This window comes from Caulobacter sp. BE254, from assembly GCF_031457295.1.
GTDB lineage: Bacteria > Pseudomonadota > Alphaproteobacteria > Caulobacterales > Caulobacteraceae > Caulobacter.
This window is the reverse complement of record NZ_JAVDWJ010000001.1, coordinates 79,190-90,807: the sequence shown is the minus strand read 5'-3', so window position 1 is coordinate 90,807 and position 11,618 is coordinate 79,190. Positions and strand designations below refer to the sequence as shown.

At 69.6% G+C, this 11,618-nt stretch carries 12 protein-coding genes and 1 pseudogene; 5 read left to right on the top strand and 8 right to left on the bottom strand.

Translation table 11 applies throughout. The features are described from left to right. Positions 1–15 precede the first annotated feature (15 nt). On the top strand, positions 16–726 hold the full coding sequence (locus tag J2X41_RS00410; protein ID WP_310078756.1) for an NIPSNAP family protein: 711 nt from the start codon (positions 16–18) through the stop codon (positions 724–726). 73 nt (positions 727–799) lie between these two features. Next, entirely contained in the window at positions 800–1,192 is a 393-nt protein-coding gene (locus tag J2X41_RS00405; protein ID WP_310078755.1) for an SRPBCC family protein, read from the top strand. Positions 1,193–2,023: 831 nt separating this feature from the next. Here the strand turns inward: J2X41_RS00405 and J2X41_RS00400 are convergent. The 4 genes and pseudogenes from J2X41_RS00400 to J2X41_RS00385 all read right to left on the bottom strand — a co-directional run bounded on the left by J2X41_RS00400 (position 2,024) and on the right by J2X41_RS00385 (position 4,825). After that, on the bottom strand, positions 2,024–2,545 hold the full coding sequence (locus tag J2X41_RS00400; RefSeq protein ID WP_310078754.1) for a CcdC protein domain-containing protein: 522 nt from the start codon (positions 2,543–2,545) through the stop codon (positions 2,024–2,026). Between the two features lie 61 nt (positions 2,546–2,606). Then, entirely contained in the window at positions 2,607–3,251 is a 645-nt protein-coding gene (locus tag J2X41_RS00395) for a DsbA family oxidoreductase (protein ID WP_310078753.1), read from the bottom strand. 141 nt (positions 3,252–3,392) lie between these two features. After that, positions 3,393–3,484, bottom strand: a pseudogene (locus J2X41_RS00390) (hypothetical protein); the annotation flags it as partial. A 15-nt stretch (positions 3,485–3,499) separates the two neighbouring features. Then, on the bottom strand, positions 3,500–4,825 hold the full coding sequence (locus J2X41_RS00385) for a PleD family two-component system response regulator (protein ID WP_310078751.1): 1,326 nt from the start codon (positions 4,823–4,825) through the stop codon (positions 3,500–3,502). A gap of 205 nt (positions 4,826–5,030) precedes the next feature. Here J2X41_RS00385 and J2X41_RS00380 point away from each other — a divergent pair, with 205 nt between their 5' ends. Both J2X41_RS00380 and J2X41_RS00375 read left to right on the top strand, forming a co-directional pair. Further along, the gene (locus J2X41_RS00380) at positions 5,031–6,167 is read left to right on the top strand and encodes a CaiB/BaiF CoA-transferase family protein (protein ID WP_310078750.1); all 1,137 of its coding nucleotides are present in this window, start codon (positions 5,031–5,033) and stop codon (positions 6,165–6,167) included. A 227-nt stretch (positions 6,168–6,394) separates the two neighbouring features. Beyond that, a complete protein-coding gene (locus J2X41_RS00375; RefSeq protein ID WP_310078748.1) occupies positions 6,395–7,345 on the top strand; it encodes a YihY/virulence factor BrkB family protein in 951 nt (316 codons plus the stop codon). Here J2X41_RS00375 and J2X41_RS00370 read toward each other — a convergent pair. The 3 genes from J2X41_RS00370 to J2X41_RS00360 are packed head-to-tail and all read right to left on the bottom strand — an operon-like array spanning position 7,317 to position 9,212. After that, positions 7,317–7,562, bottom strand: coding sequence for a sulfurtransferase TusA family protein (locus tag J2X41_RS00370; protein ID WP_310078746.1), 246 nt, complete (start codon positions 7,560–7,562; stop codon positions 7,317–7,319). The genes J2X41_RS00375 and J2X41_RS00370 overlap by 29 nt on opposite strands. After that, positions 7,555–8,292 carry a pseudouridine synthase gene (locus J2X41_RS00365; protein WP_310078744.1) on the bottom strand — a complete coding sequence of 246 codons (738 nt, stop codon included), beginning with the start codon at positions 8,290–8,292 and terminating at the stop codon, positions 7,555–7,557. The genes J2X41_RS00370 and J2X41_RS00365 overlap by 8 nt, the downstream gene beginning before the upstream one ends. Continuing rightward, entirely contained in the window at positions 8,289–9,212 is a 924-nt protein-coding gene (locus J2X41_RS00360; RefSeq protein ID WP_310078742.1) for a class I SAM-dependent methyltransferase, read from the bottom strand. Before J2X41_RS00360 ends, J2X41_RS00365 begins: the two co-directional genes overlap by 4 nt. 215 nt (positions 9,213–9,427) lie before the next feature. On the opposite strand from J2X41_RS00360, the gene J2X41_RS00355 reads away from it, so the two are divergent. Next, entirely contained in the window at positions 9,428–9,931 is a 504-nt protein-coding gene (locus J2X41_RS00355; protein WP_310078740.1) for a hypothetical protein, read from the top strand. Here J2X41_RS00355 and J2X41_RS00350 read toward each other — a convergent pair. Then, complete coding sequence (locus J2X41_RS00350; protein WP_310078739.1) at positions 9,903–11,528, bottom strand: DUF6880 family protein; 1,626 nt, start codon at positions 11,526–11,528, stop codon at positions 9,903–9,905. The two genes, J2X41_RS00355 and J2X41_RS00350, sit on opposite strands and share 29 nt — an antisense overlap. Between the last annotated feature and the right edge of the window lie 90 nt (positions 11,529–11,618).

Here is an 11,618-nt window from a genome sequence, read left to right as displayed (position 1 = left end):
GCGAGGAGGATTCCCATGACCGCCCAGGCCGTGATCGAGCTGCGCCAGTACCGGATGAAGCCAGGCCGCCGCGACGACCTGATCGCTCTGTTCGAACGCGAGTTCGTCGAGAGCCAGGAAGCCTGCGGCATGAGCCTGCTGGGCCAGTTCCGCGACCTCGACGCGCCCGGCCATTTCGTCTGGATGCGCGGCTTCGAGAGCATGGCGGCCCGCAAGGCGGCGCTGGAGGGCTTCTACGGCGGTCCGATCTGGCAGGCTCATCGCGAGGCGGCCAACGCCACGTTGGACGACAATGACGACGTCCTGCTGCTCAAGCCACCGCTGGACGCCGCCCGCCTCGACCTGCCGCCGCGCCAGCCTGACGGCGCGGACCTGGGCCCGGCGTCCCTAATCGGCGTCACGATCCAGGCCCTGGACGGCCCGCCGCCCGCCGACTTCGCCGCCCGGTTCGAGGACGAGGTCCGGCCGGCCCTGGAGGCGGCCGGCGCCGAGATCCTGGGCTGGATGGTCACCGAAGCCGCCGAGAACAGCTTTCCCCGCCTGCCGGTGCGCGAGGGCGAGCAGGTTCTGGCCTGGATCGGCCGCTTCGCCGACGCGTCGGCCCATGCCGAGCACCTGGTCCGCGCCGAGCGGGCGGGCCTGGGCGACGGCTTTGGCCTCGTCTCGAAACGCGGCGTGATCCAACGTCTGCGCCTGGAGCCCACGGCGCGTTCGCGGCTCAGATGACCGGGTCCGGATCCCGCCAGCCAGCGTGGCGCGGGTCTGCGAAGATCAGCCAAAGCCCGAGAGGAGATTTGCCATGGCCACGATCACCCGGTCCATCGATGTCGCGCCGAGCCCCGGCCAGGTCTGGGACGCCGTGCGCGACTGGGGCCATGTCCACCAGCGCATGTGCCCCGGCGCCCTGACCGACTGCCAGGTGGAGGAAGGGGCGCGGATCGTCACCTTCGCCAACGGCCTGGTGGCCCGCGAGCTGATCGTCGCGGTCGACGACGAGGCCCGCCGCCTGGCGTGGTCGGTGGTCGGCAGCGCGCTGCTGACCCACCACAACGGCGCGATGCAGGTGCTGCCTGAAGGACAGGGCAGCCGCATCGTCTGGATCGCCGACATCCTGCCGCACGACGCCGCCGAGCGCGTGGCCGGCTTCATGGACCTGGGCTGCGCGGCGATGAAGACGACCTTGGAGGGGTGAAATGCCGGGGACGCGCACTCACGGCAAGACGCTGGCCGGTTTGCAGGGCGCTGGTCGTGAGTGCGTGTCCCCAACGGATCCGCTGAGTCCGGCGCTGAGGTCCCATGGCGCCGTGGATGGCGTTGGGGACATGCACTCACCCCGAGGCCGTGGATCGATCCGCGACGCCTTGCCGTGAGAGCACGTCCCCGGCGAGTTATGCTCGGTGCTCAGGAAGCAAAGTCCAGCGATTTCAATGCCTTGAACTTTCTCGACCCGATTTGATCCTCACCCCTTTCGACCGCCCGTATCCTGATCCCACCTGAAGGCACGGGAAGGGCGCACGTACGGCGACCGATGCGGCTCTAGGGGTGGTCGAGCGGGAAGCGTTTGTCGGTGGTCTTCGGTGACAACCTTTCGCGACGGTCCTGGGCAGGTTCCTTGCAACACAGGACGAAACCCAGGCGGCGAGGGATCGGCAAGCGCAACAGGCACGGGCTGAAATCGCCCGTGCGGTCCAGGACGGAGCCAACGTCCTGCCCGTCGGGGGCCTCCATCGGAGCGGGTTAAAAATCCGCGACCCGAAGGCTTCCGGATAACGGTTCCACGCGAAGCGCCTGAACTTCGTCGAAACGGTACAAAACATCAAAGCTATTCCGGGCGAGGCCCGGGCGCTTCGCACCCTTCCCATCCATCGCAGCTTCGGCGCGTGAGCGTGAAGCTATGTCCGCGAAGGCCCCCTCAGTCGCTACGCGACAGCTCCCCCAGAGGGGGAGCATCTCTCCAAGGTAGATCCTCCCCCTCTGGGGGAGGTGGCCCGGAGGGCCGGAGGGGGTTTGCCGGCGCGAGCCGTCAGGCCGCCGCTTGCGCCCTGGCCGCGCGGGCTTCACGCAGCAGGATCCAGGCGCGCAGGGCCATCTCCAGGCGCGAGACAGCCAACAGGCCCACGCCGAGCACGAGGAAGCCGTCGGTGACCAGCGCGGCGTTGATATGCCAGGCCGAGGCCTCGCTCTCGACCAGGGCGCGCAGGGCGAAGCGGACGACGAACAGGCCCAGCAGGAACAGGATCGCGGCCGGCGACGGCTTGGTGTTCAGCAGGTGGGTCTGCGGGTCGATGGCGATCGGGATCAGCTTGCCGCGCCACCAGCCGATGGTGGCCCCGACCGCGAAGATCGCCGCCAGCCAGGCCCAGTCCACCCCATGCGGCGGGAACTGCGCGAGAACGGCGACCATGGCGGCCACCAGCAGGGCCGGCATGATCCACATCAGCTCCAGCCTGAGCCGCCGCTCCCGCGTCATGCCCCGGAACCGCAGGGCGAAGACCACGGCGACGACGGCGACCGTGACCGCCATCTGGATGCTGGAATGAGGCATGGAAAAGTCCCGACAACGCGCCGCCGGACTGGCGGCTTCCCCGACCGGAGAATTGGCCTCGTCAGGCCGCCTGTTCAAGCGCCTTGTCGATGGCCTGGGCGATGTTTTCCGGGCTTTCGGCGCCGACGACCGCCAGCTTGCCGCCGAAGATGGCGAACGGCACGCCGGTGACGCCGGCCTGGACGGCCATGGCGTGCTCGCGGGCGACAGTGTCCTTGTCCGCGCCTTCGGACAGCAGGCGCAGGATCACGACGGGGTCCATGCCCGCCGCCTCGCCGATCTGCGCCAGCACCGCCGGATCGCCGATGTCGCGAGCGTGGGTGAAATAGGCGGCGAACAGCGCCTCGACCACGGCGTCCTGCTTGCCCGCGCCATGCGCCCAGCGGATCAGGCGGTGGGCGGCGCTGGTGTTGGGCGAGCGTTCGATGGCGTCGAAATCGAAGACGATCCCTTCCTCGGCGCCGGCCTCGACCAAGGCGGTGTGCACCGCCTTCAGCTTCAGGGGGTCCTTGAACTTGCCGGCCATATAGGCTTTGCGGTCAACGCCTTGCTCGGGAAGGGTCGGGTCCAGCTGGTAGGGCCGCCAGACGATCAGCGGCTCGACGTCCGGCCGCAGGGCCACGGCCGATTTCACCCGCCGCCAGCCCAGATAGCACCAGGGACAGACGACGTCGGCGACGAGGTCGATAAGCAGCGGCTGTCCCATGGCGCGGTCCTTCGATGGCGAACGCTGCAGCACCTAGAGCATCGCGCGGAAAAGTGGATGCCGGTTTTCCGCAAAAGCGATGCGAAAACAAAAATCTAGAGCAAGCCGTGCGATTCTTATATCGCGCGACTTGCTCTAGGGGCGTCCTCGTCCTTCGACAAGCTCAGGATGAGGACGATTGCTGGCGCGGCGCTTCAAAAATCCTCATCCTGAGCCTGTCGAAGGACGAGGATTTCACACGCCGACCTCTAAGCGCTGTGCCGCTGCAGGGCCTGGGCGGCGGCGCGTTCCAGGGCGTGGACGGCGCTCTCGCCGGCCTCGATCTGGGCCACGCCGATGTCGAACTCGCAGACGAACGGCGGGCGGTCGTCGCCGGCGTCGAAGGCCGTGCAGCCGATCACCGCGGCGATCCGCTCGGCGGCGGCGCGTCCGGCGGCCTGGTTGGTGGCGGGCAGGGCCAGGGCGAAGACCTCAGGCGCCAGCCGCGCGGCGGTGTCCTCGACCCGCACCAGCCGGCCCACCATCGAGCCGATCTGCGGAATGGCGCGGTCCAGCCAGCCGTTCTTGCGCGCCCAGACGGTGTCGGGCTTGTCGGCGACCCGCAGCACGCAGATCGACAGCGGCCGGGCCCGCTCGCGGGCGGCGCCGGCCAGGCGGACCAGGTGAGCGGCGAACAGATCGCGGGTGAACAGGCCGGTGGCGGCGTCCATCAGGCCCGAGCTGCGGGCCTTTTCCAGGGCGCCGCGGATCGACTCGCCGCGCCGGTAGTTGCGGGCCAGTTCGATGACCCGCTTGGCGGTCTCGATCTCGGCCGTCTCGGGCGAGGCGACGTCGGACACCCCGCGATGGAAGGCCTCCGACATGGTCACATAGCTCTCGGCCTTCAGGTAGAGCAGGGCCGGGATGTGGAAGAGCCGGGTGTTGCGACGCATGCCCGCCGCGATCGACAAGGCTTCCTGCTGGCTGTCGCCGGCCCACAGCACCACGGCGTCGAACGCCCGCTCGTGCAGGTAATCGAAGGCCGTGTAGGCGGTGAAGGCGCCGACCACGTCGGCCCCGCTGCGGGTCAGGGCGTTGGACAGGGCCAGGAACTGCGGGGCCGGCTCGCCGATCGCCAGGACGCGGAACGGCTCGACCTGCGGCTCGGGCAGGTCCAGCCGCCGGCCGCGGTCGCCGAAGGTGGCCAACCGAAGCTCGAACTCCTCCTCGGCGATGGCGGTGCGGACCAGGGACTCCAGGCGCAGCACGGCCTGGCTGGGATGCAGGGGCGGCGACAGGGTCAGGTCGAAAGCCTGGGTGTTGGCCTCCGCGCCCGGCTCGCCGATGGCGATGACCGGCAGGCGGCGCGGCGCAACCGCCGCTTTCAGGCGACGCGACAGCGAGTGGGCGTCGGGGCCGGCGCTCTCCAGGTCGACGATCACCGCCTCGATGTTCAGGTCGCCCAGGGCGGCCAAGGCGGCGTAGGGACCGCGCGCGGTGATGGTCCGCCAGCCGAGCTTGTCGAGCCCTTCGGACAGCGGCCCGGCGCGAGCATCGTCGCGCGCCACGATCAGGATTCGGGCGTTCACCGCCAACTCAAGCCTCCGCCCCGGGTACCGGCCTCGCCCGACGGCGCGACGCCGTCGAGATTCGACGTCGCAACATAGCAGAGGCGGACGGCCCTCATAGGTACGCATCGCCGCAGGCCCGCGAACGGACAAACGCCCTTGCCTGACCGAAGGGCAGGGACCTTTTAGTGGCCGGGGAACGAGCGCCGCGAGAGTCGGCCGGGAGGAACATATGGCCCAGGGACCCCAAGGACCTTTGTCCGGCCTGAAGGTGCTGGAATTCGCCGGGCTCGGTCCCGGACCGTTCTGCGGCATGCTGCTGTCGGACCTGGGGGCCGACGTCGTCCGCATCGACCGCAAGGGCGCGGGGCGTGGTTCGCCCGCCGACGTCACCGCCCGGGGGCGCCGGTCGGTGGCGCTGGACCTGAAGTCGCCGGCCGCGGTCGAGACCTGCCTGACGCTGATGGAGCGCGCCGACGGCTTGATCGAGGGGTTCCGCCCGGGGGTCATGGAGCGGTTGGGCCTGGGGCCTGACGCGGCTCTGGCGCGCAATCCCCGGCTGGTCTACGGCCGCATGACCGGCTGGGGCCAGACCGGTCCGTACGCCAAGGCCGCTGGCCACGACATCAACTACATCGCCATCACCGGCGCCCTGGCGGCGATCGGTCCGCAGGATCGGCCGACGCCGCCGCTGAACCTGGTCGGCGATTTCGGGGGCGGGGCGCTGTACCTGGCCTTCGGCCTGCTGGCCGGGGTGATCCACGCCCGGGCGACGGGGCAAGGCCAGGTGATCGACTGCGCGATGAGCGACGGCGCGGCCTCGCTGATGGCGATGTTCTACGGCTTCAAGGCCGGTGGCCTGTGGGGCGAGGAGCGGCGGTCCAACCTGCTGGACGGCGGAGCCCACTTCTACGACACCTACCGGTGCGCTGACGGCAAGTGGATCTCGATCGGCTCGATCGAGCCGCAATTCTACCTCCTCCTGCTGGAAAAGACCGGGATCACCGACCCGCAGTTCCAGCGTCAGATGAGCCGCGAAGAGTGGCCGCAGCTGCGGGAGAAGCTGGCGGCGGTGATCGCGACCCGAACCCGCGACGACTGGTGCGCCCTGATGGACGGGACCGACGTCTGCTTCGCCCCGGTCCTGACGATGGACGAGGCTCCGGCCCACGCCCATAACGCCGCCCGCCAGACCTTCGTCGAGGTGGCCGGCGTGACCCAGCCGGCGCCGGCGCCACGCTTCTCGGCCACGCCCGGCGCGATCCAGGGCCCGCCGCCGAGGATCGGGGCCGACAACGACATGGCGCTCGCGGACTGGGGCTTCTCGGCCGAGGCGATCGCGGCGCTGAAAGACCAGGGCGCGCTTTAGCCTCCCGCCTCCTGACGAGATCATTCAGGTCCGGTTCAGCCGCCAGGGTCTAAACCTGATCCTGCAACCGGCCGTCGCGCCACCCGTCCCTCGATGCGGCGATCGGTTCAGGTTCGTCCTGCGGAGACCCGCCGCTTTCCCTGAAGCGGCGGGTCTTTGTGCTCGAAACCGATGTTTTTTTGGCGGCGCGCTTGCGTCGAAGCGGCGCCGAGGCCAGTTTCCGCCGCATGAATTCCCCCCAGGACCGTATTCGCTTTCGAGATCTCGATCTCGATCCGATCCATTGGGCCAGAGAGATCCTGCGCGTCCTGGGCCTGGCCCTGCAGCGGCTGTGGGGCCGCGACGTGATGCTGTATGTCGGCGGCGTCTCGTTCTTCATCCTGCTGGCGGTGTTCCCCGGCCTGGCGATCCTGATCGGCCTGTTCAGCATGCTGCTGACCCCCGAACAGGCCGCCGACCAGGCCGACAAGCTGTCGTTCCTGATGCCGTCGGGCGCCCGGCCGATCTTCCAGAGCGAGCTGGCCCGCCTGGCCCACGCCCCGGAAAGGGCGATCTCCGCCCAGAGCGCCGTGGTCCTGGTGATCGGTCTCTACGCCGCCCATCGTGGCTTCAAGGCCCTGCTGGCCGGCCTTTCCTTCATCCATGACGAGGAGGACCAGCGCGGCTTCTTCGGCTTCAACTTCATGGCCCTGGTGGTGCTGGTCGCCGCCTTCGCCCTGCTGTTCGTGATGTCGGGCGTGTTCCTTACCTTCCGCCTGCTGGCCAGCACCCTGAACCTTCGCCCCCTGGCCGGCGCGTCGTGGATCCAGAGCGAATGGACCTGGGCCAGCCTGGGCCTGCTGGTCGGCATGACCCTGATCTATCGCTACGCCATGTCTCGCGCCCCGGTCGGCTGGCGCGCCTCGATCGCCGGCGGCTTCGCCGCGGCGGTGATGTGCGTGTTCATGTCCTGGGCCAGCGCCTTCTATGTCGAGCAGGTGGCCCATCTGGGCGCGACCTACGGCTCGATCTCGGCGGTGATCATCTTCCTGATCTGGCTGTCCTGGAGCGTCAACGCCGTGTTCTACGGCGGCGCTCTGGCCACCGAGATGGAGATCGCGCTGGACGAGCGGCCCAGGGCCCTGCTCGAGGGCCCCAAGGCCATTCCGCTCAAGGCGCCTTCGCCACCAGAAAGCTGATCGCGCCGTTCGGAGCATCGACGATCTCCAGCACGGTCGCGCCGGCGCTGGCGGCGAAATGCGGCACGTCGATGCGGGCCAGCGGGTCGTCGGCCAGCAGGCGGACCAAGCCCCCGGCTGGAGCCTCCTCCAGCGCCCGGCGCAGACGCAGGGTCGGCACGGGGCAGCGATGACCGCGCGCGTCCATCAGGCGCTCCTCGGGCTTGGCGTCAGGCATCGAACACCCCCTCCGCCTCGGCGGCTGTCAGGATCCGGTGCTCGCCCGGCGCTAGGTCGTCGGGAAGGGCGAGGCCGCCGATGCGCTCGCGGTGCAGCCCGACCACATGGTTGCCCACGGCGGCGAACATCCGGCGCACCTGGTGGTAGCGGCCTTCGGTGATGGTCAGCCGCGCCTCACGCTCGCCCAGCACCTCCAGCTTGGCCGGCAGCAGCGGCTTTTCCTCGCCCTCCAGCAGCAGGGTCCCGCTGGCGAAGGCCGCGCCCTCCGTCCCGGTCAGCGGCCGGTCCAGCGTGGCGCGGTAGACCTTGGGCACGTGGCGCTTGGGCGAGATCACCCGGTGCAGGAAGTCGCCGTCGTCGGTGATCAGGATCAGGCCCGAGGTGTCCTTGTCCAGCCGCCCGACGCTCGAAAGGGCCGGGTCGCGGATCTGCCAGCGCTTGGGCAGGAGGTCGTAGATCCGCTCGCCGTCCTCGCGGTGCGAACAGACCACGCCCAGCGGCTTGTGCATGATCAGCACCAGCGGCGCCGGCGGATCGACCGGGACGCCGCGGATCTTCAGGCGCAGCGGCAGGTCGGCGGCCACGGCGACCTTCAGCCCGGCGTCCTTGATCGCCACGCCGTCCAGCGTGACCTTGCCGGCCGAGACCAGGGCCTGGACGTCGCGCCGGCTGCCGTAGCCGAGATTGGCCAACAGCCGGTCCAGCCGAGCCATCAGCGCTTTTGTCACTTGCGCGCCTCGTAGACCTTGAAGCCGCCGGCGTCCGACACCGGCCGCACGTTTTTGAAGTGCTCGTTCAGCACCGCCTCGTAGGGCAGGTGGCGGTTGGCGACGATCCACAGCACGCCGCTCTTGCGCAGCATGCCCGCGGCCGAGGCGATGAACGCCTGGCCCAGGCCCTTGTCCTCGGCCCCGGCCCCGGCGTCGTGGAACGGCGGATTGGTGACCACGAAGTCCAGGCCGGCGGCAAGGTCGGCGCCGCGCCGGGCGTCGGCCTGCAGGACCTCGACGCGCGGATCGTCGACATTGCGCCTGGCCGCCTCGACCGCCCGGCGGTCCAGGTCGACCAGGGTCAGCTTGGTCACCTTCGGCGAGGTCAGCACCGCGTGCGCCAGCACGCCGATGCCGCAGCCCAGGTCGACGCCGACCCCGCCCAGCGGCGGCAGCGACTTCAGCAGCAGGGCCGAGCCGGGATCCAGGCGATCCCAGCTGAACACGCCCGGCTGGGTCCACAGGCCGTCGCCATCCAGCCGCCGAGGCGCGCCCTCGGCGACGGCGGCGTCCAGGCCGACCGGGTTGGCCGGCTTGAGGGCCACGCAGATCCGATGATGGCGCTTGGCGCTCTCGCCGATCGTGCAGCCGAACGCCGTCAGTTCCTTGTTCATCCGCAGGCCGCCGCGGTCCTTGGGGGCCAGGGCGGTCAGCCGTCCCTCGACCTTCAGGGCCTTAAGGGCCTGGGCCAGGACATAGCGCCGCTCGGCGACGCCAGGCGGGGCCAGGACCACGATCTCGTCCAGCGAGCCCTCGGCGATGTCGGCCCAGTCGGTCGAGCCCACCACCAGCGGCGAGACCTGCAGGGCGCCGACGGGAACGTCGACCACGTCGAAGGGCGGGAAGCCGTAGACGGCGGCGCGGGGAGCATCGGGCATCGGGTTGAATCTCGGCGGCAAGGAACAGGCGGCTTCAGTAGACCTTCGCGCGGTCTTATCAAGTTTCGCGATGCGCGGGCGACAGGCGGATCGAACCTCTCCGTGGAGGCGGGCAAGGATTGATCTGGCTATCCAGCTGGGCGAAGCTGCTAGCCATGGCTCGGAACCGTCCCGACATCCATGCGCCGCGGCCCAGCGTCGCCGATCCTCGCCCAGTGCTGCTGGCGGCCGCGCTGGATTTCGTTCGCGAAGCACGATCCTGCCCCGAGGTGCTGCGCATCGCGCTCGTCGGCTCGATTTCGACCGGCAAGCCGATCCCGAAGGACGTCGATCTCCTCGTCACCCTGGCCGACCACACCGACCTGACGTCGCTCGCCCAGGCGGCGAGGCGGCTGAAGGGCCGCGCCGGCGCGATCAATCTCGGCGCCGACATCTTCCTGTGCAACGGCGATGGCCGCTATCTCGGTCGCGTCTGTGGCTTTCGAGAATGCCACCCCCGCGCGGCGTGCGAGGGCCTGCAATGCGGGTCCGGGCGCCGGCTCAAGGACGATCTCCACGCGGTCACCCTGGACCTGTCCTTGACCCTGGAGCCGCCGATCGAGCTCTGGCCCGTCGTCAAGCGCCGGGTGGCGGTTCCCGACGACGTCGAACGACTGCTGCTGGCGGCGCTCGAACGCGAGGCGACGCGGGTCAGCGGAGCGCGTCCAGGCGCTGGATAAAGGTGCGCTTGGCCTTGTGGCGCAGGGCGAGATCGGCGACGTAGGCGGCCTGGGACGCGGGGTCGTCGCACAGCTGTCCCCGAAGGCGAATGAATTTGATCGCCGTATCGTAGGCGCCGGCATTGCCGAGCTGCACGCTGGATTCCGCCAAGCGCTCGTAGGCCGCCCGGGCCTCCGAGCGATGGGTCTGGCGGCTGGCGTCGGCCAGCGCCTTCAGTCGCCAATCGCCGAGCGTCCGCCGATTGGCGATCTCCCAGGCGGCGTCCAGCCGCCCCTCCGCCAACTGCAGTTCGAACAGCATCGCCCAGAGCCCCTTGGCGGTCAGGACCTCGGCGGTGCGATCGACGACGTCGATCGGCGACAAGCGCTTCAGGTGGTTCACCAGGGCTAGATCGGGCGCCCGCTCGAAGGCGCGCCAGAGAAGCGACAGGGCCTCGTCGCTTCGGCCCGCCTGGGCTTCGAGTTGGGCCGCCAGGCTGACTAAATTCACATTGGGAGCGTCCTCGAAAATCCAGACGGCGTCCCGCGCCCACTTCAGGGCCAGGTCCTGGCGCTCGGCCTCCATGCAGATCTTGATGATCTCCAGATAGGCGTACTGGCCGGTAAGATCCGCGCTGCGCAGCGCGATCCGGGCGTCAAGGTCGCCGTCTTCACGCGCGAACTGGTCGAGGATCTCGCGCAAGGCGTAGCGTTGCGCCCGGTCCTTGGCCGCGGTCGCCGCCCAGGCTTCTTCCGCCAATCGCCGATACTCGGCCATGCCCGTCTTGCCCAGCACTTCGGCATAGTCGATGCGCAGGTCTTCGAACGCGGGCCACTCGCCGTCCACCTCGTGCTGGAACAGCCATTGGGCCAGGTCCAGGGGGTCGGGCCCGGTCTGCTCGCAGGCGGCCAGATGAATCTCCAGGGCCCGCTGGACGGCGGAGCTCAGCTCGCCCTCGGAGTCGTCGATGGCCTCGAAGACGTCCTGCATGGCCTCGAGGAAGTGCGCCATCAGCGCCACAACGGCGGTCGCCCGGCCGTTGGCGTTCAACCGCTCCACCCGATCGAGCAGGGCGGACAGGCCGTCGGCGTAGGTTCCGACCGCGTAGTAGCCGACGTCTCCAGCGACGTGACAGGCCGCGTCGATCTCGGCCCGGTATCGGCGAACAAGCGCCTGGTCGTTTTCGAGAGCGTCCTGGGCGTCCGCCTCGATCTCGGCCCACAGGTTCGCGTCGCGCTCGGCCAGGGACAGGAGGCGAGCGATCGCCGCGTCCAGGCCCTGTCGGCGCAGATGCTCGACCAGCCGGGCGCGCCGATCGATCATTGTCCCGTCGTCGGCCCGCTCGCGAGCGGTCATGGCCACGGCGACCATGTGCTTGCAGAAGTCGGTGGAGTCGAACGCCGGGCAATCGCAGGTTCCTGCCGCGACATCGCCACGCCAGCGCAGCTTTACCCGATAGATCTCGGTTCCTCGAACTCGCGCGACAGCCTGGCCGTCGTCCAGCGACAGCAGGTCCACGCGGCCCTGCGCGTGATAGGCCGCGCCCCGCGCGAAGGCGCCGGAACCCGCAGCCCGCTCCAGCCGCTTGTCCGACAGAATCTCATGGATCGGTCTCATCGCGCCCTATCAAACCGCGATCAGCACGATGCCGGCAAGACGCTCGAAAACGTCGAGGCGGATCGTTGACGGGCATGCCCGATCAGGACG